This window comes from Rhodococcus sp. LW-XY12, assembly GCF_019317345.1.
Lineage (GTDB): Bacteria > Actinomycetota > Actinomycetes > Mycobacteriales > Mycobacteriaceae > Rhodococcus > Rhodococcus pyridinivorans.
Genome location: NZ_CP079225.1, coordinates 1,957,747 through 1,981,031 on the forward strand (window position 1 = coordinate 1,957,747; position 23,285 = coordinate 1,981,031).

At 66.1% G+C, this 23,285-nt stretch carries 21 protein-coding genes and 2 pseudogenes; 14 read left to right on the forward strand and 9 right to left on the reverse strand.

Annotated features, from left to right (window positions below; all coding sequences use genetic code 11):
• Positions 1-10: 10 nt before the first annotated feature.
• From KXC42_RS09225 to KXC42_RS09240, 4 genes are all read right to left on the reverse strand, one after another.
• A complete protein-coding gene (locus KXC42_RS09225) occupies positions 11-721 on the reverse strand; it encodes a 2OG-Fe dioxygenase family protein (protein ID WP_219130236.1) in 711 nt (236 codons plus the stop codon).
• On the reverse strand, positions 718-1,692 hold the full coding sequence (locus tag KXC42_RS09230; RefSeq protein ID WP_230826425.1) for an iron-containing redox enzyme family protein: 975 nt from the start codon (positions 1,690-1,692) through the stop codon (positions 718-720). The genes KXC42_RS09225 and KXC42_RS09230 overlap by 4 nt, the downstream gene beginning before the upstream one ends.
• Before the next feature lie 30 nt (positions 1,693-1,722).
• Positions 1,723-2,531, reverse strand: a protein-coding gene (locus tag KXC42_RS09235; RefSeq protein WP_373922187.1) for an IS5 family transposase whose coding sequence is annotated in 2 segments (ribosomal slippage) — positions 1,723-2,181 and positions 2,184-2,531 — 807 coding nt in all. Because the reading frame shifts where the segments join, the coding sequence is not laid out codon by codon here.
• 56 nt (positions 2,532-2,587) lie between these two features.
• Complete coding sequence (locus KXC42_RS09240; RefSeq protein ID WP_306838514.1) at positions 2,588-3,523, reverse strand: ThiF family adenylyltransferase; 936 nt, start codon at positions 3,521-3,523, stop codon at positions 2,588-2,590.
• A gap of 977 nt (positions 3,524-4,500) precedes the next feature.
• Between KXC42_RS09240 and istA the strand changes: the two are divergent.
• Both istA and istB read left to right on the forward strand, forming a co-directional pair.
• Positions 4,501-6,134: pseudogene (gene istA / locus KXC42_RS27150) on the forward strand (IS21 family transposase).
• A 47-nt stretch (positions 6,135-6,181) separates the two neighbouring features.
• Positions 6,182-6,936 (forward strand): annotated as a pseudogene (istB, locus tag KXC42_RS09250) (IS21-like element helper ATPase IstB).
• 972 nt (positions 6,937-7,908) lie between these two features.
• Here istB and KXC42_RS09255 read toward each other — a convergent pair.
• Positions 7,909-9,147, reverse strand: coding sequence for an MFS transporter (locus tag KXC42_RS09255; RefSeq protein WP_219130237.1), 1,239 nt, complete (start codon positions 9,145-9,147; stop codon positions 7,909-7,911).
• A gap of 98 nt (positions 9,148-9,245) precedes the next feature.
• Between KXC42_RS09255 and KXC42_RS09260 the strand changes: the two genes are divergently transcribed.
• On the forward strand, positions 9,246-9,866 hold the full coding sequence (locus KXC42_RS09260) for an ABATE domain-containing protein (RefSeq protein ID WP_257606091.1): 621 nt from the start codon (positions 9,246-9,248) through the stop codon (positions 9,864-9,866).
• A gap of 957 nt (positions 9,867-10,823) precedes the next feature.
• Positions 10,824-11,438, forward strand: a complete 615-nt coding sequence (locus KXC42_RS09265) for a S41 family peptidase (RefSeq protein ID WP_198162496.1) — start codon at positions 10,824-10,826, stop codon at positions 11,436-11,438.
• A gap of 774 nt (positions 11,439-12,212) precedes the next feature.
• Here KXC42_RS09265 and KXC42_RS09270 read toward each other — a convergent pair.
• Both KXC42_RS09270 and KXC42_RS09275 read right to left on the reverse strand, forming a co-directional pair.
• Positions 12,213-12,584, reverse strand: coding sequence for a hypothetical protein (locus tag KXC42_RS09270; protein WP_052227382.1), 372 nt, complete (start codon positions 12,582-12,584; stop codon positions 12,213-12,215).
• A gap of 93 nt (positions 12,585-12,677) precedes the next feature.
• Complete coding sequence (locus tag KXC42_RS09275) at positions 12,678-13,136, reverse strand: MarR family winged helix-turn-helix transcriptional regulator (RefSeq protein WP_033096494.1); 459 nt, start codon at positions 13,134-13,136, stop codon at positions 12,678-12,680.
• Positions 13,137-13,450: 314 nt separating this feature from the next.
• On the opposite strand from KXC42_RS09275, the gene KXC42_RS09280 reads away from it, so the two are divergent.
• The 4 genes from KXC42_RS09280 to KXC42_RS27160 all read left to right on the forward strand — a co-directional run bounded on the left by KXC42_RS09280 (position 13,451) and on the right by KXC42_RS27160 (position 15,141).
• A complete protein-coding gene (locus KXC42_RS09280) occupies positions 13,451-14,083 on the forward strand; it encodes a TetR/AcrR family transcriptional regulator (RefSeq protein WP_039586950.1) in 633 nt (210 codons plus the stop codon).
• Positions 14,084-14,336: 253 nt separating this feature from the next.
• On the forward strand, positions 14,337-14,729 hold the full coding sequence (locus tag KXC42_RS09285) for a hypothetical protein (protein ID WP_219130238.1): 393 nt from the start codon (positions 14,337-14,339) through the stop codon (positions 14,727-14,729).
• On the forward strand, positions 14,726-14,902 hold the full coding sequence (locus tag KXC42_RS27155; RefSeq protein ID WP_019289107.1) for a hypothetical protein: 177 nt from the start codon (positions 14,726-14,728) through the stop codon (positions 14,900-14,902). The genes KXC42_RS09285 and KXC42_RS27155 overlap by 4 nt, the downstream gene beginning before the upstream one ends.
• Before the next feature lie 53 nt (positions 14,903-14,955).
• A complete protein-coding gene (locus KXC42_RS27160; RefSeq protein WP_006551243.1) occupies positions 14,956-15,141 on the forward strand; it encodes a hypothetical protein in 186 nt (61 codons plus the stop codon).
• A 211-nt stretch (positions 15,142-15,352) separates the two neighbouring features.
• Here the strand turns inward: KXC42_RS27160 and KXC42_RS09295 are convergent, their stop codons facing one another.
• Positions 15,353-16,945, reverse strand: a complete 1,593-nt coding sequence (locus KXC42_RS09295) for a hypothetical protein (RefSeq protein WP_257606092.1) — start codon at positions 16,943-16,945, stop codon at positions 15,353-15,355.
• 348 nt (positions 16,946-17,293) lie between these two features.
• Here KXC42_RS09295 and KXC42_RS27715 point away from each other — a divergent pair, with 348 nt between their 5' ends.
• The 5 genes from KXC42_RS27715 (at position 17,294) to trmD (ending at position 19,733) form a co-directional block, all read left to right on the forward strand.
• Positions 17,294-17,647 carry a hypothetical protein gene (locus tag KXC42_RS27715; RefSeq protein ID WP_052039968.1) on the forward strand — a complete coding sequence of 118 codons (354 nt, stop codon included), beginning with the start codon at positions 17,294-17,296 and terminating at the stop codon, positions 17,645-17,647.
• 85 nt (positions 17,648-17,732) lie between these two features.
• The gene (gene rpsP / locus KXC42_RS09305) at positions 17,733-18,179 is read left to right on the forward strand and encodes a 30S ribosomal protein S16 (protein WP_033096498.1); all 447 of its coding nucleotides are present in this window, start codon (positions 17,733-17,735) and stop codon (positions 18,177-18,179) included.
• A complete protein-coding gene (locus KXC42_RS09310; protein ID WP_006550954.1) occupies positions 18,179-18,421 on the forward strand; it encodes an RNA-binding protein in 243 nt (80 codons plus the stop codon). The genes rpsP and KXC42_RS09310 overlap by 1 nt, the downstream gene beginning before the upstream one ends.
• A gap of 10 nt (positions 18,422-18,431) precedes the next feature.
• A complete protein-coding gene (gene rimM, locus KXC42_RS09315) occupies positions 18,432-19,022 on the forward strand; it encodes a ribosome maturation factor RimM (RefSeq protein ID WP_019289112.1) in 591 nt (196 codons plus the stop codon).
• A gap of 3 nt (positions 19,023-19,025) precedes the next feature.
• Positions 19,026-19,733 carry a tRNA (guanosine(37)-N1)-methyltransferase TrmD gene (gene trmD, locus KXC42_RS09320; protein WP_006550956.1) on the forward strand — a complete coding sequence of 236 codons (708 nt, stop codon included), beginning with the start codon at positions 19,026-19,028 and terminating at the stop codon, positions 19,731-19,733.
• An 18-nt stretch (positions 19,734-19,751) separates the two neighbouring features.
• On the opposite strand, the gene KXC42_RS09325 is transcribed toward trmD, so the two are convergent.
• Positions 19,752-20,738, reverse strand: a complete 987-nt coding sequence (locus tag KXC42_RS09325) for a hypothetical protein (protein ID WP_230826291.1) — start codon at positions 20,736-20,738, stop codon at positions 19,752-19,754.
• Between the two features lie 155 nt (positions 20,739-20,893).
• Here KXC42_RS09325 and KXC42_RS09330 point away from each other — a divergent pair, with 155 nt between their 5' ends.
• Positions 20,894-23,254 (forward strand): Tex family protein, encoded by a 2,361-nt coding sequence (locus tag KXC42_RS09330; protein ID WP_039586959.1) that lies wholly within the window; start codon positions 20,894-20,896, stop codon positions 23,252-23,254.
• Positions 23,255-23,285: the final 31 nt, after the last annotated feature.

A 23,285-nucleotide genomic window follows, 5' to 3' on the forward strand; every position in this document is an offset into this window, starting at 1 on the left:
CGCCGGCCGATCACATCCGGCCCGGGACAACGTGCGGTTCGAGCACGGCCGTGTCGTGCTCGTCGCCGTACCACCGTTCGTCCCACCGTGAGTAGGCAACGATGAGGATGTCCCGGGTGCCGCGGACATCGGTGGCCGCCTGGATGTCGGTCACATCATGCAGGACCGCCCGATCGTCGAGCAGCAACGTTTGACCGGGGGTCATCGTGTGTTCCCATAGCGGCTGTCCGGCCTCCTCGTCACTCCACACCCGAGTGCAGCCGCCGGTGACGTTCGAACGGGCGAACGCGCTGATGGTGACGAACTCGTGACCGTCCTTGTGCCGGCCTTCCGGAGTCAGCTGGCCGGAGCGCCGGGGTTCGGCGATGCTCCGGTTCTGGTGCACGTTGATCTGCCAGGCGGTCGTGCGGTCGAGGCCGAGCTGGTCCGCCAGTTCGGTGACGATCCCGCTGAAGTCCGCCTCGAGCGGCTCGTACGGGCGCTTGAATCCGCCACCGACCGGGTTGAACTCCTTTGGCGCGGTGTAGGCGCGTGCCGGCAGCAACTCGGTGCCCCAACCATCGCTATCGTGGACGAGCTTGAACTGGGAAAACCGCTTGTATCGGGTGCCGTTGCCCATGAACGGATCGTGCGGACAGTTCTCATAGGAGATCAGTTGCTCGGCGGTGGCGAATAAGCCGTCCACGAGTGCGTAGCCGCGCTGTGCGAGATCTGTGTTCATCGGGCACTTCCGTAGGTCAGGGTCTGCAGGGTGGAGTCGAGGTAGCGCTGCGACGAGTTGAGGCGCGCCACGGCGCCCCAATAGATCTCGGGTGCCACCTCGGGACGTTCCTCGACCAAGGGAATGATGACGTTCTTGAAGAACCCCGACGCATGGCGCGCATCGATGCCGATGTGCTCGCGGTGGTACTCGATTCCCTCGACGGAGAGCGCGTTACGCCGCCACGCCTCGAGCAGCTGCGCGCACCGGCGCGGAAACAGGAATTCGGTCACGGCGAAGCTGCCCACGGCACGGAAGATCAAAGGCCTGCGCAATGCCAGCATGGCTGAGAGGTTCCCGCATACCATGGCGTCGACACTGAGATTCTCGCGGATGAAGTCGTCGGTGGCACCGACCTCGTTGAGAGCGTTCTGGAACATCACGGTGTGCACGCGCGGTTCGGTACCGTTTCCCATCTCGTCCCAGTAGTTGCCGGCCAGTTCGAGTTTCGGGCGTACGGACATCCCGATTTGCATCAGAGCGATGAAGTCGTCGAACCGCGGATCCAGCGCCGACTCCTGCGCAAGGTAGTAGGCGATGTCGCCGATTTCAGCACTGTCGGGCAGGAATTCGATGTAGAACGGGTGCCGGTTCGCTGGGTGCTCGCGAACGATCGATTTCAGACTGCGCACGAATTCGAGCCCGCCCCCGGACGTTGACGGGCATGCGGCGTGGTCGATGAATCGGTCCTCGTATGAGAGCATGCGCTCTTCGATCTGCAACGCACAGTGCAGGTCGGAACGCAAGGTGTCCAAGCCGGTCCGGGGCACGGAAGAAGGAATTTCGAACGAACGCGCATGAACGTCCGCAAGGCGCTGCTGAACCCGCAGCAAGGCGTCACTGTCGCCATACGTGTATGCGCGGTCGAGGAGTTCGGGCAGGTCGTTGATTTCGGCGGGCTGCTCGAGCAGGCCAGAAGAGAGTGATGCCATGAGATCTCCGAAGGTCGCTAAGAGCATGTCTCATTTGGTCAGTTTCTTGAAGCAGGTCAGCGCGGCAGCGAGTTGGAGAAAGGAAGCGAAGTTCTCACCGTGACGTTCGTAGCGCATCGTCAGCCGGCGATAGCCGCTCAGCCACGCCAGGGTGCGTTCGATCTTCCATCGGTAACGGCCGAGGCGCTCGCTGCTGTCGACGCCGCGACGGGCGATCCGCGGAACGATGCCCCGTGCCCGCAGCCACCGGCGGTGTACGGGATAGTCGTAACCCTTGTCCGCCCGGACCCGGCCGGGTCGGCGGCGGCGCGGACCGCGACGCGAACGCACCGCGGGAATCGCAGTGACCATCGGCTGCAGCATGACACTGTCGTGGGTATTTGCCGCGGTCACCGCCGTGACAAGGGGAATGCCGTCGGCGTCGGAGAGGATGTGGATCTTCGAGCCGTTCTTACCTCGATCGACCGGGCTGGGACCGGTCAGAGATCCCCCCTTTTCGCCCGGACGTGCGCTGCGTCCAGGATCGCGGCGGACCAGTCCAAGTCCCCACCGGCGCTGAGCCGATCGAGGACCCTGCGGTGGAGTTCGTCGAACACCCCGGCCCGAACCCAAGCGGTGAAGCGGCGGTGTGCGGTCGGAACGCTGACCCCGAACGACGGCGGCAGGTGCCGCCAGGCACAGCCGCTGGTAAGCACGTAGACGATAGCGGTGAACACCGCCCGATCATCGATCGCCGCCCGGCCGCCGCCCTGCGGCCGCGCCCGGAATCCGGGCAGCAACGGTTCGACGATCTCCCACAACGCATCCGGTACCAGCCGGGAAGACAACGCATCGACCACGGCAGTGCATTATGCCGCACAAACGATCTAGGCCATAAGAGACATGCTCTAAGGGATCAGCCGAGAACAGCAGTGGACATGGAGCTGGAAACGAACTGCATTGCACGAAGATCGAACTCGTACATCTCGGGAACGGGACGGAACTGGGACGGCAGTCCGAGGATTGCGCACACGGCCTGCATCGACCCCCACGAGGTGGCCAGCAGGCACGAGGCGCTCACTGAGGCGACCTTGTGGTTCTCGAAGTCGAGATTCGGATCGTCGAGATAGGCGCGATGCAAGGCGTTCGGAGCGAGTGTGTTTCCGAAGTTCTCGAGGTTCTGCTGCTCGTCGTTCGAATCGGACTGGTGGAACAGGACGTCGAAGTCGATTCGATCGTTCTCGTGATAGTTGAAGTAGTGCCCCGTCACGCCGTACGCGACCGGGCAGCACAACACGGTGGGCACCTTGTGAATGAGAGCCTGACGGTGCAGCATCCGACGCTCGTTCATGGCGAAGAAGTCGATGGTGTCGCAGAGCGCCGAGGCGCCGGCGACGAAGTCGGAGACATTGTCTTCGTCGATGTCCGGGAACCGCGTGACGGTGATCTCCGGATTGATCGAGCGCAAGCGCTCTTCCAGCACCTCGGACTTCAGACGTCCGACGGTGTCCACTGTCGCACCGAATTGGCGATTCATGTTCTCCGGCCCGAAACGGTCCGTATCCGAGAGGCGGAAGTTGCCGATGCCCATCCGTGCGAGGCACTCCGCATACGTGTACCCCGTTCCGCCGCAACCGGGTATCGCCACTGTGGCCTTGCCTAGTGCGCGCAGCTGTTCCTCTGTAACCAACCCCAGCATGCGCCCGAACAGCACTTCCCGTGGATACACATTTCCCCCTCTGATCACGTCGAAGGCAAAGAACCCGGCATGGACCAAACCTGCGTCGAGACGTGCACGAGCAGGCGGAACAGATGCTGTGGTGATGGCCCCCGGACATCGAAAAGAAACCATCCGAGCGGTTTCTTTCGGGCAACTATAGCGCCCGATCGGGGCTTCGCAAGTGCAACAAAACGGATCGCTAGGCTCGGGCTTTCGCCCTCAGTTGTAGTTGGTGACTCGTCACGGATCGCTGACCGGATAACCCACCGGACTCAAGGTGAGGCGCCCGACAGGCTGTTTCCGAAACAAAGGCGCACCCACCAGATGACGGATGCAGAACAGTGTCGCGAGTCGCTCTTCCACTCTGATCCGCCGACTGAACGCGTCCGGGATCACGACACAGAACACCTTCCCGCGCGCGTCGTATGTTCGGTGGGGGAACCACCTGGCACGAAGCGCTCAGGGGACTGCTGCTGACCTACAACTCGTTCGGTCGCAACCGAGCTGCACGTGACACCCATAGCCATGGTTGGGTCGGCGGGCATGCGGCGGTGGCTGTAGGCACCGCGAGGGGCGACGTGGATCTCCCGGATCAAACCGGGCGGCTAATGCCGGTGCAACTCGGCTGCCGACGCGGGCCGCCACCTGGATCGACAGGGGCCCCGCTGGGATACTCCGAGCGCTCTGCAGCATATGTCGAGGGGAGTCCCGACGTCGGTCGATGAGCGGGTCGATGCGGAGAGCTAGGTGTGTCCCTGGCCCAGGAACTTCGATGCCTGTCGAATGATCGTCAGTTCGGTTCGAGTTCCTAGGTTCGCTTGCGTACAGCCCGTACCTAGGCATTACAGGCGGTCGGACCCACTCACGATTCCATTCGTCTTTCGCGGACGTTTCTGCCCTAACCGCCGTGACCTCCCTGAAGGTCACAGCGCCGTCCGCACTGTGGGTCTGCCATGAGGATGGGACCGGTGTGAGCTGATTCTGCCAGGGTGATGGGACCACCTGGATTGCCAGTTATGGGACCACCGGCGCGCCTTGCCGGTGGTCTCGTCGTTTGCTCGTTCGATCGTCTGTGACAGCTCAATCGAGGTCACGGAGGTTCGACGGGCATGGCTTTTCGGGAGATCAGTGTGAACGAGATCAGAGAAGTACTGCGATTGTGGCTCGGGACGGCCGCTCTGCCGGCGCCTGGGCTGCGCACGATCGCAGGGCATGCCGGGGTGGACCGCAAAACCGTCCGACGTTACGTCGCGCCGCCCAGGTTGCCGGGTTGACGAGGGACGGCACTGCAGCCGACATCGATGACGAGTTGATCGCTGCGGTCGTCGACACCGTGCGCCCCGACCGGCCTCATGGACACGGTGCGGCATGGGAACAGTTGGTTCCTCACGAGCAGCAGATCACCAGGTGGGTGGCCGGGGACGATGAGCACAAACCGCTGACGATCACCAAGATCCACGTGCTCCTCGCCCGCCAAGGCTGTGTGGTGCCGTACCGGACGCTGCACCGGTTCGCTACCGAGCGGTGCGGTTTCGGCCGCAAGGACCTCACCGTTCGGGTCGTCGACGGAGATCCGGGTGTCGAATGCCAAATCGACTTCGGGTATCTGGGGATGCTCACCGACCCCGAAGACGGTCGGGCCCGGAAAGTTCATGCCCTGATCGTCACCGCCGTGTACAGCCGGCACATGTTCGTGTGGCTGACCTATTCGCAGACGCTGGCGGCGGTGATCGCCGGATGTGAGGCGGCATGGAAGTTCTTCGGCGGGGCCTTCGCGGTCTTGATCCCGGACAACCTCAAACCCGTCGTCACGACCGCGGCGGACCCGATCACCCCGCGTTTCAGCGAGGGGTGGCTCGACTACAGCAGCCACGTGGGATTCATCACCGATCCTGCCCGGGTGCGGTCACCGAAGGACAAACCCCGTGTCGAACGCACCGTGCAGTACGTGCGCGGAAACTTCTGGGCCGGTGAACACTTCACTGATCTTGCCGAAGCTCAAGAGTCCGTTGTCCGCTGGTGCATCCACACTGCGGGCATGCGTATCCACGGCACCACCTGTGCACGGCCGCTGGAGGTCTTCGACACTGCCGAACGACCCATGTTGTTGCCGGTGCCGGCGGTCTACGATGTGCCAGTCTTCAAGGACGTGAAAGTGCACCGTGATTTCCACGCAGAAGTCGGGCGGGCGTTGTATTCGTTGCCGCACCAGTGGATCGGATCGACGCTGTCGGTGCGCGCCGACACTGAACTGGTGAAGTTCTATCACCGCGGGACCCTGGTGAAGATCCACCCCCGCACGCCGCCGGGTGGCCGGAGCACCGACCGTGCTGACCTGCCCGAACACAGATCCGACTACGCGCTGCGTGATGTCACCTCTCTGATCGCGAAGTGCACCGCGCACGGGCCGAACATCGGGATCTACGCCGAACGCATCCTCGACGATCCGCTGCCGTGGACGAGGATCCGCAGCGTCTACCGTCTGCAAGGACTGGTCCGCCGCTACGGAGCCGAACGGGTCGAGCAGGCCTGCTCCCTGTCGCTCGACCTCGACGTCGTCTCGGTCACCAAGATCGCTTCGATGCTCGAGCGCGCCACCGAAAAGACCTCGCCGGATCTTCCGAAAGCATTCGGACACAATGCATCACGATTCTCACGTGATCCTTCCGAACTCAACACTGCCGCAAATGCACCTGCACTGTCAGTCGTCGGCGACAATGCCGAGAACGCGGAGACCCACTAACGAACGCCAATGCTCGCACCATAGCCACCGAACCTGTCGGCACCGACATGATCCGCCTGCTCAAAGCCCTCCAACTCGGGGCGTTGGCCGACACACTGCCCGAACGCGCCGCTCTGGCCCGTCAACACAAGCTCAGCCACATCGGGTTCCTCGAAGTGCTCCTCGCCGACGAGGTGAACCGGCGTGAATCACGTTCGGCGACAATGCGAGCCACCAAAGCAGGACTCGATCCGGCGATGGTGTTCGATACCTGGAATGCACTCGACGATCTGCGCTACGACCGGACACTCCTCGGGGATCTGACCTCGTTGCGGTTCCTCGACAACCAGCAGTGCGCGATCGTCCTCGGCCCGGTCGGGGTCGGCAAGACTCACCTGGCGACAGCATTAGGGCACATGGCGATTCGTTGGCGGCACAGCGTTCTGTTCGCACGCTCGACAAGCTGTTCACCCGGCTCCGCGCAGCCCGATTGGATGACACCGTCGACGCCGAGATCCGCCGGTTGACCGCGATCGACGTCCTCATCATCGACGACTTCGCGCTGCGACCGCTCGACGCCACCGAAACCAACGACTTCTACGAACTCATCGTCCAACGACACAAGAAGAAGACCACGATCGTGACATCCAATCGGGAGCCGTCGGAGTGGCTGACGATGACCGCAGACACCCTTCTTGCCCAATCCGCAATCGACCGGCTGACCTCCAGCGCCCACACCCTCGTCGTCGAAGGGCCGTCCTATCGTCAACGCACCCGGCCCGGAACAGTTGACGCCGGCATCGACAACGCGCATCCTCAATAGCGCGCCATGGTGGTCCCTACCCTCTGGCAATCAGGTCGTCCCATCAACCTGGCAAGCGACATCGATTGCCTCGAATCACTTCACGCAGCCCTGGACCAGCGCTATCCGGGTCTTCCTGGCGACACCCTTCTCGACATCGTGAAATTCAATCTCCCAGCTGCTCCGCCGGAAGCGGACGCCGAGGTTCCATCAGTAGCGAACACCCCTACCAGACCTCACGGACTTCGTGAGATGTGGAGGGACCGCTTCGTGCGGGCCGACCGCAGTTACACCTGCGATTGCAGCACCGGCCGTTGCATCGGACCAAATAGTTCCCCGGTGGCGATGTCGTCCACCCCACCGCAGGGCGGCATGTCATCAGTGCAGCGCGGGGACATGCCGTCGGGCCAGGTCAACGCGTATGTCTCCGGTCCGCTCCGGAATCCGGTTCAGGCATCGGGGTGATCGCCGTGTGCGGTGCGCTCGGTGGCGCCGGCACCTGCTGTGACCGCTGAGACGGCCGCAGGCTCGAAGGACAGGATCGCCAGGCCCGAAATCTTGAGTCGTGGACACGGACCTCGTGGTGCCGGGCTCGGCGTCGGGGTGGGCCAGATCGCGCACCCGCACATCGAGGAAGCGGGCCAGCGCGACGGTCTGCTCCCAACTCGGATATTCGATGCCCGCCTCCCAGCGGTCGACCGCCGGCTCTTCGGCCAGACACGCGGCATCGACCTCGGGACCGAAGTGGCCTCCCAGTGACATCTGCGGCAATCGAGTACGCGTGGCCCGTTCCATGAGAACCGACCGCACAACTGGCACAGGGAACATTTCTTGAACCTGCCCGGAGGAACACCGGGCACCATCGAGGTCGGGTTGGTGGCCCCGCCTGTCGCTCCGGGACAACGATAAAACGTTGTATGTGCAAGTGCCGTATGTGCAAGCGCTTCCCGAGATCGATCGTCCATTGACAGATTGCCGAATCGATGATGGAGCTCAGCTCGGCTGCATCGCCGGCTGCGGTGCTGCTACTCGCTGCTCTCGAATGAGCCAGGTCAGGACGGTTGACACGAGCAGGACCGCAGCGCCGCTGAGGAAAGAGATGCCATAACTGCCGGTGGCATCATGGAGCACGCCACCCATCAGCACACCGAGCGCAGCGAACAGTTGATGGATCAGCCAGGTCGAGCCGAGAATCCCGCCCATGGCGGTGCCACCGAAGCGATCCGCGATCAATCCTGTGGTCAGCGGGATCACGGGGAACGAGGACAGCCCGAAAAGGACGACGGCAACGGTGAGGAGCTGTCCGGTGCCGGCGAAAGCCAACACGAGGAAGCTCACGATGCGTACGAGATGCAATGCCAGCAGGGGGCGGCGCTTGCCCCACCGTTTGGCGGCCCATTGACCGGTAGCCCACATCGAGGCAGCACTGCACACTGCGACGAGCGCCATCAGCCATCCGGCGGCAGAGGTCCCGAGCCCCAGCTCCACCGCGAGTTTCGGCATGTGGGTGGTGAACATGTAGAGCGAATAACCGCATCCCGCGAAGCTGAGGCCGATCAGCCAGAACTGAGGATCTTTCAGTGCTTGATGAAGGCTGGTTGCAGCGAGCGTCGGAACGGGGGTTTTCTCCGTTTCCAGTCCCACATCGCCGGGGTCATTCCGGGCGCCGAACCAGGTGACCGGAACGACGATGGCGAGCATCACACAGCCGAGGATCGCGAAGGCGGTTTGCCATCCGAACGTGGAGATCAGGACTCCTGCGAGCGGAAGTAGCAGTAGTTGGCCGGCGTTGATGCCCATCGAGCTGATCGCCAGTGCCTGGGGGCGCCGGCGTACGTGCCATCGCGTCACCAGGACCGATGCGGGCATCGAGCTGCAGCCGGCGAATCCGATCGCGACGATGATTCCGAAGAGCAGGACGAACTGCCAGAACTCGGTGATGGCCGCGAGAAGAAGGTAAGCCAGGCCCATCAGCGCGGCGCTGGCGGTCATCACCGTTCGTGGACCCGACCGGTCGATGAGCCGGCCCATGACCGGCTGGGCCAGCCCCCACATGAGGGTGCTCGCTGCGACGGTGCCGCTCGTGGCTGCGAGTGACCACCCGAAGTGCCCCATCAAGGGCGGGATGAATTGGCCGATTGCCAGATTCAGTCCGAAGGCGCCGGTCAGCGATATGAACGCCACTGCGGTGATGCGTGTGCCCCAGCGGCTGTGCAGTACGGACCTGTCCATGAATCCCCCCTAAGCTAATGGATGTGTATTGCTTGGCCGTTAGTTAGGTATCGCAGCACGAGATCTAACGCAAGTCAAACGGGGATACCATTAGTTCTATGACGCGACAGCCCCATCCCTCCCCGACTGCACCTCTGAGCGGAGAACCCCTCGCCCTGGAATTGGCGAACACCACCTACATCGACGGAGGACTCCGGGGGCATCGTGTAGACGCACTGACCACCACGGACCAGCTCACCGCCTGGGCGAGCGAACATGCCGGTCAGTTCAGTGATGAACTACCCGCGGTTCTCGTGGAACGAGCCTGCACCCCGCGCACCCACGAACAGTTCCTCTCGCTGCGCGAGGCGCTACGCAGCTGCCTGCAGTCCGTTGTCGAGCACGCAGTACCCAACGGCGAGTCCCTCGCGGTCATCAACGGATTCAGCCGCTACAGCGCATCTCGCCTGGAAATCTCACCCGGGAACCCTGTAGTGGTGACGCGGCGGTGGCAGGTCGACGATCCGTGGTTGATCGCGCTCGGCGAAGTCGCGTCCGACGCGTGCCGACTGCTGATGCCGGATCTGATCGGCCAGGTGCGGGCATGCCCCGCGCCGGGATGCATCCTCTTCTTCGTCAAGTCCCATCCTCGGCGAGAGTGGTGCTCACCGGTGTGCGGGAACCGCGCCAGGGTCGCACGGCATGCCCGTGCCGGTAGGACGGCGCCAGGGACGGCCTGACTTTCTCGTCGCCAGTCTCGCGCCAGCGACAACTCCGGCCAGCGGCACCATCAGGTCTACCGACCCACCCCGGACCACAGCTCGCCGGCACCGCGATGCGTCAGCAGGGCGTGTTCACCATCGCGGGGAGTCGTCAATGGTTCAAGGACGGCCCCGGCTGGTCTTACAGGACCGACCCGCCGGTGCGCCGGCGGATGTCACCGCGCCTGCGGTGCGAGGAATGTGTCATCTGCGCAGCTCACGCGTAGGTGTTCGATGCCACGCAGCGGGTCGGTCGGGGCTGTGACTGTGTTGGTGGGCACGCCGGTAGGTGTAGGTGCGGGTGGTCAGCAGGATCGCCGAGCTCAGCAGGATCGATAGTTTCGCGGTCCAGGACGAGGCGCAGGCGAGCGCGGGCGCGGGCGCGGGCGCGCCGAGCATCAATGCGCCGCAGGCTTGGGACGGCGAGCGCGGCGATCTCGGGGGGCGGGTTCGGTGGCGGTGCGGGTTCCCAGGAATCCGGCCAGCAGCTACCAGCGCTCCGAGCATCAGCACGACGGTTACGATCACGGGGCCTCCTGGCTGATAGGGATCAGCGGCGGGTGTGCCGGGGCTGCTGGCACTCGGCGAGGACGAGCGTCACGGCGTCGTCACCGGTGTTCTCACTGCGCAGCCGACGGCAGGCGACGACGCTGCCGAGTGCGGGGCGGTGGCATCCGTCGCCGCAGCGCTACGCCGAGATCGCTTTGGACCTGATGGGAGAACGGCTATTACGAGACCGGTCTGGAGTGGGACGCGCGGCGGGCCCGCGTACAGGCTGCCGCCGACGGCGCTGCGAGCATCCAGGAGTTGCATGGCCCGTTGGCGGCGGCGGTGAAAGTGGCCGGTGGGAAGCACTCGGTCTTCCTCGATCCGGCGAAAGCGGCCCGGTCGTCCTCGGCTGCCACCGCCGAGCTTTCCGAACCTACGGTCACCACAGTGGACAGCATCACCACCGTGACGATTCCTGCCTTGGGTGCGGTGTCGGACGAGTTGCAGCAGCGCTACGCCGACGCCGCGGCGGTCGGCATTCTCGGCGCGGCGGATCGGACCTGCGGGTGGATTGTCGATCTGCGCGGCAACACCGGCGGCACGATGTACCCGATGTTGTCCGGCCTGACCCCGCTGCTACCGAACGGGACCGCGATGACCTTTCGCACCCGCGCGGGCGAGGACATGCCAGTGACCATCTTCGACGACGGTGCCGGGATGGGCGGGACCGTCATCTCGGTCGGTGCTGTCGCGAAGATCGCCGATCAGCCTGTTGTGGTGCTCCAGGACGGTGACACGGTCTCGAGTGGTGAGGCGGTGCTCACGGCGTTCCGTGGTCTCGACAACGCCCGGTCGTTCGGGGCGGACAGCGCGGGATACACGTCAGCGAATTCGGTGCACCCGCTCTACGACGGAGCACTGTTGGTTCTCACCGAGAGTACGTATGTCGACCGCGACGGCGTCAATCTCGCTGAGGAACCCGTCGCTGCCGATCACCGCACCTCCAGCGACGGCGCGGAGGTGGCCGCACTGGAATGGTTGCGCGATCGCGGATGCAACTGAGCAACGACACCGCTTCGACCGCGTCGGAGGGGCCCATGCCGTCGGGGCAGTCCAGCGCACATTCGACCAATCACGAGTGTCACACCCACGTCGATCGAGACACGGCGTGGAATCCGTAGGGGCTGATCGCGATGACACATTTCATGTTCAGAGTCGTTGCCTTCCAGGCAGGTTCGTCGAGACGAGTCGGGATCGACATGAGCCATGTTTCCCACGGTGTCCCGGCTGATCGAGGAGGGCGCGGTGCAGCTGACGTAGTAGTTCCACAGTTCCTGCTCACTGAAGACGAATTTCACCGGTGGATCGACGGGCGTATCGTCCGTTGCGGTCAGTTGTAGTTGGCCGGCATCGTCGAGTCCCATCTGATAGCCGGCGCTGCCGCCACAACGAATCACGGACTCGATGACGTCGTCCATACCGGGATCAGGCCCGTCCACGACAACCTTCTGCGGTCTATTACGGTTCGCTCCATCCCAGCCAGGCGATGTCCGACGGTCGCGCCGGCGATCGCAATGTCGATCCGGGTCTCCGCCGACGGCCGCTTCCCTGCGCAGTGGTCCTCGATCCGCCGCGACCGACGCCGGATCGTCCCGCGCGGCCGCGGGACGGCCCTCGACGCCGTGACCACCGCCGAGGTTGGGCTCGTTTCTGTGTCCGCCGGCGCGCTCTCCACCCGGGGGCGCGGGGGACGTGTCATCTACGCAGAGCGCAGCGCATCCCGTACTGGTTCGCGTTCGTGCTGTAGGCGTCCGTCGATGCAGCGGGTCCGACGGGTCAGCGGATTTCTTCGATCACGCTCGTACCCTTTCCGGGGCGGGATTCCCAGGCCCAGTTCTCTTCTACGCGTAGGCGACCGTCGGTGAGCACTTCGATCCGACTGTCGCAGACTCCACTCGCGGTAGTGCCGTCGACACTGAGGTGGGTGTAGCGAAAGTGCAGCCGTTCACCGTCACGTGTCCCGACGAGGAAACCCCGCACTATCTCTCCGCCGTCGTAGTCGGCCCAGATGACAGCGTTGTCCTGGTGGTACCGAAAACGTGTGGCGCTACTGACCTGTCCGGTGGGCGAGTTGCTGACACCGGTGAACACTCTGCCCTCGAGGTCGATGGTGGAGGACGAGGGGTGCGCAGCATCGGTAGTGGTCATCTCGGCACCATAGCCAAGACCCACCCAGCCGTGTTGACAAGCAGACCCGTGTGGAGCATCCGCCGATCGTGGTGGACAAGCACTTCCGGGCGATCATCCGGTCGGGTTCGTCTCGGATCGTGGTGTCGCCGCTTCGAGGTTGTCGAGCATCGTGGCCAGCGTCCGCAGGACGGTCTCGTAGTCCTCGGCGGAGACGCCGTCGGTCAGGGTCTGCGCGGTGCGCGCTTGCGTGCGGCTCATCTGCTCGAGCAGCTCGCGGCCCGCATCGGTGATTCGCATGGCGGTGGTGCCCGGGGCGACCGGATCGAGGTGCAGCCAGCCGTTGTCGGTCAAGGAGGCGAGCAGGCGGTCGATCCGGGCGGGGGTATAGAAGGCGGCGGCTTCTACGGAGAACTGTTCGAGGGTCAGCTCGGGGTCGTCCTGTGCGGTGCGCAGGGCCTGCCAGTGGCCGCGGCCGACGCCGTGTGCTTGGTGCAGGGTGTGGTCGACGTAGCGGTGCAGGGCGTTGTCGACGGATTTGATCAGGTAGCCGAGCGGCGGGGTGGTGTTCACGCGCGTATTCCTTTTCGATGCTGATCGCGCCTTTCGACGCGGGTGCCGGGTGGTGATGGAGTCTGGGTCGTTGCGCGGCTGTGACGGTGATGGTGTGGCGCGCTGCCGGTGCGCTCACCGGCTGCGGCGAAGGTGCGCGCAGGCGGGTGCGTTCAGCGCTGTTCGTCGGTGACCAAGCGGTAGACCACGTATCCGACGAACCATGTGGTGAGAAGAACGCAGAACGCGAGAAGGACCTCGATTGCGAGGATCAGCATGCGGACTCCCTGGTTAGTGGGTACTCACTAACTATAATTGTAGGTTACCGTCAGGGCATGCCCGACCACGCCCCCACCGCACGTGATCGCATCCTCGACGCCGCGGCGAGCATCATGCGCGACCGCGGGATCGCCAAGGCAACCACCAAGCAGATCGCGGCGTCCGCCGGCTACTCGGAAGCAATGATCTACAAACTCTTCGACGACAAGGTCGACCTGTTCCTCAGCGTCCTGCGCGAACGAGTGCCCACCGTCGACATCCTCACCCGCACCGACCGCACCCCCGGTGACGCCGACACCCTCGACGGCAGACTGGGGGCGACGATCGAGCAGATCACCGCCTTCTACCTGCAAACCTTCGCGATCGGCGCTTCCCTGTTCTCCGACGCCGCCCTGCTCGAACGCCACCGCGAAGCCGTCATCGCGCACGGCGCCGGCCCGGCTCTGCTGCCCGCCGCCGTGGCCCGATTCCTCGAGCACGAACAGCGCGCCGGCACCGTGGCCGCCGACGCCCCCATCGACGGAGTCGCCGCATCGATCGCCGGTGCCTGCTACCTGCGGGCGTTCCTCGAACAGTTCTACGGACCCGACCATCCCCAGCAGCCGATGACCGAGTTCGCCGCCTCGATCATGGCCACGGTCCTGCCCGCCCTGACCACACACCCCGCCGCGTCCACCCCCAGCGACTGACTCACAGCCACACAGACGACGATCTGCGGTTGGAGTCACCGCAGAGCCGCGTCCACGCTGGTGAGGCATGGCCTGGAATCCGTAGGCGTTCAGCGCGGTGACACATTGCATGTTCACAGTCGTTGCCCGCGCCGTACTCGGCGAAGCTCGCACGGACCGACACTCGAAGAATCAACCCTGAACAGTCACTCGAGGTGGGAACTTCAACGGCATCAAGACTGTGATTTACCCTGTGATCAGGAGGTGGATTGTTATGACAGCCGCACACCCACGCCCTGACCTCGCCGCCTCCAACGACGCCGCCCACATGGCCCAATCACAGCTGGTCACCGCACTGCGCGACCTGCTCGGCGCCAAGCTCGTCGCCTACCTGGGGAAGGTCAAGGAAACCCGCGCGGTCCGCCAGTGGGCCGAGGGCACCCGCACTATCAATAGCGACACCGACGTCGAACGCCTGCGCATCGCCTACCGCGCCGCCCGGCTGATCGCCGAACGCGACACCCCCGCCGTAGCGCAGACGTGGTTCCAGGGCCTGAACCCGATCCTCGACGACCGCCCGCCGGCGCTGCTGCTGCGCGAAGGCGAGCTGTCCGACGTCGGCCCGAAGGTCCTCGCCGCTGCCCGGCAGTTCGCGACGGTCGGATGAGTGCACCGGACCGCACGCTGATCTCCACCTCGCGCGGGGATGTCCGCTGCGTCGTGCCCGGCGACCCCGAATCGGTGGCCACCCTGCGCACCCTGTCCGGCCCCATGCGATCCGACACGGTCTGCTCGACCTCGACACCGCGGCGATCCGCAATGCCCGCCCGCGTGCCCTGACCCGGGCGATCTCCCAGTGGATCAACACTCTCTCCGATCCCGGCGGTGAGCTGGTGGCCGGCATCGAGTTCGAGTCCTGGCACGGTGACGGGTTGGTGCTCTGGGCGCTGTACGAGCGTCCCGGTGACGGGCCGGTCAGCAAGAACGTCACGGTGCTGGATTACGGCCCTGTCGAGGAGCACGATTCCGATCTGATCGAAGCGATGCGTCTGCACAAACTGGTCTGGGAGGACGACTGAATCATCGGCTCGCCCCGTGGCCGCCGCGGTGTTCCTGCGCCCGACCTGCGTTTTCCCGCGTGCTGTGAACGTGCCACGGTCTATGTAGGAGCGTAGCCCCCTCGAACCACTGGTCTGCCTTGCGGAGCAAGGAGAATGGAGGTGGGCGGACGCGGCCGGACCGGTGATCGGGCGGCGTGCGTACACGGACCTGCGCCTCGTGAGTGTTCGGCTACCGGAGGCGGGAGCGGTCGAGGAGTTCGGCGACATCGAGCAGTTCCGGCGGGTTCATGTGCTGGTGCGGCAAGGAATGCACGCCCGCAGCGGTGACCCACACGGTGCCGGCTCCGTCGATGGTGACGTCCGGGCGGGGACTGCGGATCGGGATGCTGGCGATCGGCTCCCAGGTGACCGGATCGAGGCGGGTGAACAGCCAGTATTGGTGGTGATCGGCCGGATACACGGCCGGCCCCGGCAGTGGCCACCACTGCCCACGGCCGGAACCGTCCGGGGGATGGCCGACGATCCAGAGCAGGTCATCGATCTGTCCGCCGCCGAGGACATGATCAGGCAGCGAGTTCGGCTGGGCGAGGGTGAGATCGTCGAGTATCCGGTATGCGGTGGTGCCGTCGACGATCGTCGGTGGAAGGCCCGTCAGAAACGGCCGATAGGACATCATCGCGGTCTCCAGCGGCGGACCGACGGTCACGGCGGCGTGCAGATCGACCCGGACCAGGCGCGCCGCTCCGAGCGCGCCGGTGCTCGGGTCACGCCGGCGAAACAGCAGGACAAACCCACCTTCGCAGGTGGTCATCGATTCGAGGTCGCCCCACGGCTCGGGTCCGTGCGTCACCGGGTCCTGGCCGGGGCGAGCGAGGATCAGCTCGGCGGTGCCGCGCTCCGGGACCGCCACGGCGAGCAGGGTCTGGGCATGGGCTGCGCCGTCTCGAATCGGTGTGTCGGTGATCGCCTCGACGGTGCCGCCCCGGGTGCAATGGAAGATTCCGTCCCAGCCGCCCACCCAGCAGCCGTCGGCGTGTGCCCACACCGAACGGGTGCGATCGGCCGGCGGAGTATCGAAGATCTGCCCGGGCACGATGTATTCGCGCACGCGCCGGTCGGCGTCGAGATGCACGACCAGGGGCAGCTCACGGTCGGCGATCCACAGGTCCGACTCGTGCGCGGATATCGCAGCGGGGATCATGCTCGGCCGCAGCGGCGGTGGCGGCACCTCGGTCAAGTCGAGATCGACAAGCACGCCCACCTCGTGAGTGCGCTCGACCAGCGGGTCGGGGCCGGGGGGCCGGGCAACATGGGCGAACGATCGTGGGGACGTGGTGACCTGCCGATAGCGGCGGGTGCCGGGCACCGGCCTGAACGGCGAGTGCGGCTGATCGACCTCGCGCCGGTACCGATCGGATGCGACGCGAATACGCCTGACCCGGCCGCGGATCCGCCCGATAGTGGCGTAGGACAGATCACCGATCAACCGGCCGGTGACCTCGACCTGACCGAGCACCGGACGACGGGTGTACCAGGTCGCCGTCCACCCCACACCGCGCAGCAGCACCGTCCAGTCCCACCACTGCCGTCCGTCCCCGGGCTGCTGCAACGCGGGCTTTCCCGAATGCAGGGGCTCGGCCACAGCGCCAAGCGTGACAATCGACGGATCCGCCGGATCGGCGGGCATCTCCTCGAACAACAACGGAAACACCGCGACGGCACCGACCTCCGGGGGCGGTGTCTCCCCGTCTTCGATCGACACGGTGGTCACCAACACCGGTAGCCGAGTCTGCGGACGCCACACCTGGTCAGGCTCTGTCACCCTGCCAGCGTGCCCGACACGCTGCCGCCGCGCACGATCGGCGCTGCGGTCGACCGAGTCGCGCATTTGCACGAGTACTGTTGACACACCCGGGATCTGTCGATGTGCAGCAGCGTGTCCGGCCAGTCTTCGCTGCATCCCTACACCCGTCGACCTCGAGGACGAGTCGTAGCTGCCCGACGAAGTGGCCCGTCAGGCCCGGGCCGGTGACGGCTGGGTCAAACTCATCGGCGACGCGATTCCCGGTGTATGCGGCGCACATGCGCACTCTGTACGGTACGCGCGCGTCGACGGGACCATCGGCGCTGCTGCCCATGAGGCCGGCATCCCGATCTACGCGGGCACCAGGTGCAGCACGGGCGCATCGCCGACGAGATCGCATCGCTCGTGCGCGTGGGTCTCGACCCGACCGAGGCGTACGCTGCGGCGAGTTGGAAGGCCCGCGCATGGCTCGGGCACCCGAGTCTCGAATCGGGGACGTCGGCGGATTTCGTCGTGTACCGGGAGGATCCGCGCAGCGACCCCGCGGCCGCGCGTCCCGATCTTGTGGTGCTCCGCGGCCGGGTGGTCTCGGGGCGCCCCGCGGCTGTAGAGAGGGTGCGCGGAGTCACCGGGTGCCGGTTTCGTCCTGGCTCGCGCGTCTGGCAGAATGGTTCGCTGTCGTCGCATCCGGTTACGTACCGCGCGGCGGTCACAGGCTAGAGGCAAAACCGGGCGTGCCAGAAGGGCGCGTCGTCCGAATTGCACGTGACACGCGCCTCGGCGCACCCCGAAGGAGAACACAGCAGTGGCTGTCAAGATCAAGCTCACCCGTCTCGGCAAGATCCGCAACCCGCAGTACCGCATCGTCGTCGCGGACTCGCGCACCCGCCGCAACGGCCGGGCCATCGAGACCATCGGCAAGTACCACCCGAAGGAAGAGCCTTCGCTGATCGAGATCGACTCGGAGCGTGCGCAGTACTGGCTGAACGTCGGCGCGCAGCCGACCGAGCCGGTCCTCAACCTCTTCAAGATCACCGGTGACTGGCAGAAGTTCAAGGGCCTGCCGGGTGCCGAGGGCACGCTGAAGAAGGCGGAGCCGAAGCCGTCCAAGCTCGAGCTGTTCCAGGCCGCCCTCGCGCAGGCCGAGAACGAGCCGGCTGCCGAGGCCGTCACGCCCAAGAAGAAGAAGGCTGCCAAGGAAGAGACCGCCGAGGCGTCCACCGAGGCCGAGTCCACCGAGGCCGCCGAGTAATGAGCGCCGTGGTCGCCGATGCCGTCGAGCATCTCGTTCGTGGAATCGTCGCCCATCCCGACGACGTCCGCGTCGACCTGATCGCGGGCCGTCGGGGCCGCACCGTCGAGGTGCACGTCAATCCCGACGACCTCGGCAAGGTCATCGGCCGCGGCGGTCGCACCGCGACCGCGCTGCGGACCCTCGTCACCGGAATCGGTGGCCGAGGTATCCGTGTCGACGTCGTCGACACCGACCGCTAGGCGAGCGTCGATGGAGCTCGTCGTGGGCCGTGTGGCCAAGTCGCACGGCATCAGAGGCGAAGTCGTCGTCGAGGTTCGCACCGACGAACCCGAGGAGCGCTTCGCCGTCGGCGCGGTCCTGCGTGGCCGTAAGCCTCGCGACAGGCACCTGCACGAGTACACAGTGGAAGCCGCCCGGGAGCACTCCGGGCGGCTTCTGCTGCGCCTGCAGGGCATCGACGGTCGCGACGCCGCCGACGCACTGCGCGGGGTGCTGTTCGTCGTCGACAGCGCCGACCTTCCGCCGTCCGACGACCCGGACGAGTTCTACGACCACGAACTCGAAGGGCTGACGGTGCGGATCGTCGCCGGTCGCCCCGACGGCGGAACCGAGGTCGGCACCGTCCGCGAGGTCCTGCACACGGCCGCCGGTGAACTGCTGTCGATCCGGCCAGCCGGCCAGGAGCGCGGAGAGTTACTCGTCCCGTTCGTCACCGAGATCGTCCCGACGGTGTCGGTCCGGGACGGCGTGATCGAGATCGATCCGCCCGAAGGACTCCTCGACCCCGACTTCGGGGAACCGCCGTCCAAGAAGAAGAAGTCGACCGAGGGGAAGCAGTAGTCCGTGCGGCTCGACGTCGTCACCATCTTCCCCGAATATCTCGAACCCCTGCGCGTCGCCCTGCTCGGCAAGGCGATCGACAAGGGGCTCATCTCCGTCGGTGTGCACAACCTGCGCGACTGGACGCACGACGTGCACAAGGCCGTCGACGACGCGCCCTACGGCGGCGGACCGGGCATGGTCATGAAACCCACCGTGTGGGGACCGGCGCTCGACGACGTGCTCGCCGGGCCCGACGGTGAAACCGATCCCGACGTACTGCTCGTCGTCCCGACGCCCGCCGGTCGCCGCTTCGATCAGGCCACCGCACAACGGTGGTCGAAGGAGAAGCGGATCGTCTTCGCCTGCGGCCGCTACGAAGGAATCGACCAGCGCGTCTTCGACGATGCCGCGCGGCGCGTGCGCGTCGAAGAAGTGAGCATCGGCGACTACGTCCTCATCGGTGGGGAGGTCGCCGTCCTCGTCATGGTTGAGGCCGTCGTCCGTCTGCTGCCCGGTGTACTCGGCAATCAGGCGTCGCATCAAGAGGATTCGTTTTCCGACGGACTGCTCGAAGGGCCGAGTTACACTCGGCCGGCGGTGTGGCGCGACCTCGAGGTGCCACCGGTGCTGCTGTCCGGCGACCACGGCAAGGTCGCTCGTTGGCGTCACGAGCAGTCGCTCGAACGCACCCGCGAACGACGACCCGATCTGCTCCCGTCCGACGACTGACGCCGGGCCCGACGGTCCTCAGGGCCGGTGCGCGCTTCCGAGCGTCGTCTCGACCGCCAGCGTGACGGTCTCGCGCGCGTGTTGCGCGCTCCCGTCGTCCGTCGCGTCGTACATCGCCGTGTCGGGCAGGAAACCGGTGTCGTAGAAGGGATCCGACTCTTCGTAGGTGACGGTCTCCCGCGCCGCGACCACGACCGCGTACCGGTGGTCGTCGCCGAAGAACCCGGTGGACAGGTGCAGCCATTCACCGGCCGGGCAGCACATCCACCCCTGCTTCACACCCAGGTCCGTGGAGTCGCCGAGACCCTCGGGAAGCCCGAAACGCTGGTCGTATCCGTCGATGCCCTCGTCGGTGAACTCCACCAGATGGCCGACGATCCGGGCCGCGCTCTCATCACCGGAGGCACTGTCGCCGAGCAGATCGTCGTACCAGGTCAGCAGGTCCGACGCCGTCGTGGTCGTGTTCCACCACCAGGACCCCGGATCCGGGGGAGTTGTGCCGGTCAGGTTGTGCCGCTCCACGACGTGCTCGACGATCTCGGGACCACCGTAGGTCTCCCACAACAGCGTCGCCGCGTTGTCGTCCGACGACCGCAGCATCGACCGGATCAACTCGTGGTCCTCGTCGGCGAGCGTCGCCTCGCCCGTCACCTCGCGGTACAGGACCTCCTCGGCGATGAACAGCTTCACAGTCGAGGCGGTCTCGAAGGGTTCGTCCGAACCGCCGAGCACGCGGGTCCCGGATTCACGGTCGAGCACGGCGACAGTCAGGCGCGCTCCGCGGCTGTCGGCGAGCGCGACGGCCGCGTCGATCTGTCGGGGCAGTTCGGCCGTCGACAGCGTCACGGTCGATTCGTCGGAATCGGTGTCCGTCACCGAGGCGAGACCGAGCGCCTCGTGCGGGAGCGGATGGGAGTCCATCGATTCGCAGCCGGATACGGCCAGTGCGGTGGCCACGCACAGCATCATCGCGCCCGATCGTGCGCGTCCGCGCCCGTGCTTCATGTCCGGTTCCTGCATTCCATTGTGCTGTGGACGATAGCGCCGGTCCACCCGGCAGCCTGCACGGACCCCGCTCGCGAGCGCGAGTGCCGTTACGCGCGCAGGCGCCCCACGGTCACAGGCGCGGGCGGGGGACGGCAACTGTAGGGTCGTTCGACGTGACGACCGAACTCGACACCGTGAACCAGCGGATCGCCCAGGAACTCGACGTCCGCGAAGACCAGGTCGCTGCGGCCGTGGGACTGCTCGACGGCGGCGCGACCGTGCCGTTCGTCGCGCGCTACCGTAAGGAGGCGACCGGCGGGCTCGACGACGCCCAGCTGCGCACCCTCGAGGAACGCCTCCGCTATCTGCGTGAACTCGACGAGCGCCGTGTCGCGATCCTCGAATCGATCGAGGCGCAGGGCAAGCTCGACGACACGCTGCGCGGACAGATCATGCTCGCCGACACCAAGGCGCGGCTCGAGGACATCTACCTGCCGTTCAAGCCGAAGCGGCGCACCAAGGCGCAGATCGCGCGCGAGGCCGGTCACGAACCTGTCGCCGACGCGCTCATCGGCGACCCCACCACCGACCCCGCCGGATACACCTCCGAGCAGCTCGACGGTGCGCGCGCCATCCTCGTCGAACGCTTCGCCGAGGACGCGGACCTCGTCGGCGAGCTCCGCGAGGCGATGTGGACGCGCGGCAAGGTGAGCTCCACCGTGCGGTCCGGCAAGGAGAACGACGGCGCGAAGTTCTCCGACTACTTCGAGTTCTCGGAACCGTTCACCCAGCTGCCCTCGCACCGCATTCTCGCCCTCCTGCGCGGCGAGAAGGAGGAGGTGCTGTCACTGTCGTTCGATCCCGAGATCGACGAGCCGGTGCCCGGTGAGCGCACCTACTACGAGGGCCGGATCGCGACGCGCTTCGACATCGCCGACGAGGGACGCGCCGCCGACAAGTGGCTGCTCGACACTGTGCGGTGGGCGTGGCGCACCAAGCTGCAGATGTCGCTGTCGCTGGACATCAGGATGCGGCTGCGGCAGTCCGCCGAGAAGGACGCGGTCGACGTCTTCGCCGCCAACCTCAAGGACCTGCTGCTCGCCGCACCGGCCGGAACGCGACCGACGATGGGCCTCGACCCCGGCTACCGCACCGGCACGAAGGTCGCCGTCGTCGACGCGACCGGCAAGGTCGTCGACCACGCCACCATCTATCCGCATCAGCCGCACAACAAGCGTGACGAGGCCCTCGCGGTGCTCGCCGCGCTGGTCGCGCGGCACGGTGTCGAACTGATCGCCATCGGCAACGGCACGGCGTCGCGTGAGACAGACGCTCTCGCAGCCGAACTCGTGTCGCTGGCGAAGGTGCCCGGGCTGACGAAGATCGTGGTGTCCGAGGCGGGCGCGTCCGTCTACTCGGCCTCCGAGTACGCCACCAAGGAACTCCCGGATCTCGACGTGTCCATCCGTGGTGCGGTCTCCATCGCGCGCCGCTTGCAGGATCCACTCGCCGAACTGGTCAAGATCGACCCGAAGTCGATCGGGGTCGGCCAGTACCAGCACGACGTGTCCGAGACGATGCTCGCGCGGTCGCTGGGCGCGGTCGTCGAGGACGCGGTGAACGCCGTTGGCGTCGACGTCAACACGGCATCTGTCCCGCTGCTGTCGCGGGTCTCGGGTATCACCGGCTCGCTCGCGGAGAGCATCGTCGCCCACCGCGACCAGAACGGTCCGTTCCGTGCACGGCGAGCGCTCGAGGACGTTCCGCGACTCGGCCCGAAGGCCTTCGAACAGTGCGCGGGCTTCCTGCGCATCCCCAACGGCGACGACCCGCTCGACGCGTCCGCGGTGCACCCCGAGGCGTATCCGGTGGTGCGGCGGATCGTCGACCGGACCGGCAGCAGCGTCCGCGAACTGCTCGGCAACATCGCGACCCTGCGGAAGCTGCGCGCCGACGAGTTCGCCGACGACCGCTTCGGTGTCCCGACCGTCACCGACATCATCTCCGAGCTCGAGAAGCCCGGCCGCGACCCGCGTCCGGAGTTCAAGACCGCGACGTTCGCCGCCGGTGTCGAGAAGGTCGCCGACCTGAGGCCCGGCATGGTCCTCGAAGGAGTGGTCACCAACGTCGCGGCCTTCGGTGCGTTCGTCGACGTCGGTGTGCACCAGGACGGCCTCGTGCACGTCTCCGCGATGTCGCGCAGCTTCGTGAAGGATCCGCACGACGTCGTCCGGTCCGGTGAGGTCGTCAAGGTGAAGGTTCTCGAGGTCGACGTCGCGCGCCAGCGCATCGGTCTGACGCTGCGCCTCGACGACGAGGTCCCCACCCCGGGCGCCGAGAAGTCGGGCGGCCAGCCGCGCGGAGGTGGCCGTCGCCCCGGAGGTCAGGGCAGCGGCAACCAGGGCGGCGGTCGTGGACGCAGCGGTCAGGGCAATCGTGGGCAGCAGGGGCGTGGCGGCGACCGCCGTTCGACGCCGGCCGCCTCCGGATCCTTGGCCGACGCCCTGCGACGCGCCGGTTTCGGCAACAACTGACGCGAATCACCGGGTCACTCCTGCAATGCTG

Bases quoted from the DNA above. Each gene is read 5' to 3' on its own strand.
- KXC42_RS09260 (WP_257606091.1), top strand. From the start codon at position 9,246: ATGACGCGACAGCCCCATCCCTCCCCGACTGCACCTCTGAGCGGAGAA.
- KXC42_RS09325 (WP_230826291.1), bottom strand. From the start codon at position 20,738: ATGAAGCACGGGCGCGGACGCGCACGATCGGGCGCGATGATGCTGTGC.
- KXC42_RS09230 (WP_230826425.1), bottom strand. From the start codon at position 1,692: ATGGCATCACTCTCTTCTGGCCTGCTCGAGCAGCCCGCCGAAATCAAC.
- KXC42_RS09270 (WP_052227382.1), bottom strand. From the start codon at position 12,584: ATGACCACTACCGATGCTGCGCACCCCTCGTCCTCCACCATCGACCTC.
- rimM (WP_019289112.1), top strand. From the start codon at position 18,432: ATGGAGCTCGTCGTGGGCCGTGTGGCCAAGTCGCACGGCATCAGAGGC.
- KXC42_RS09255 (WP_219130237.1), bottom strand. From the start codon at position 9,147: ATGGACAGGTCCGTACTGCACAGCCGCTGGGGCACACGCATCACCGCA.
- KXC42_RS09240 (WP_306838514.1), bottom strand. From the start codon at position 3,523: ATGGTTTCTTTTCGATGTCCGGGGGCCATCACCACAGCATCTGTTCCG.
- KXC42_RS09310 (WP_006550954.1), top strand. From the start codon at position 18,179: ATGAGCGCCGTGGTCGCCGATGCCGTCGAGCATCTCGTTCGTGGAATC.
- KXC42_RS09225 (WP_219130236.1), bottom strand. From the start codon at position 721: ATGAACACAGATCTCGCACAGCGCGGCTACGCACTCGTGGACGGCTTA.
- KXC42_RS09280 (WP_039586950.1), top strand. From the start codon at position 13,451: ATGCCCGACCACGCCCCCACCGCACGTGATCGCATCCTCGACGCCGCG.
- KXC42_RS09285 (WP_219130238.1), top strand. From the start codon at position 14,337: ATGACAGCCGCACACCCACGCCCTGACCTCGCCGCCTCCAACGACGCC.
- KXC42_RS27155 (WP_019289107.1), top strand. From the start codon at position 14,726: ATGAGTGCACCGGACCGCACGCTGATCTCCACCTCGCGCGGGGATGTC.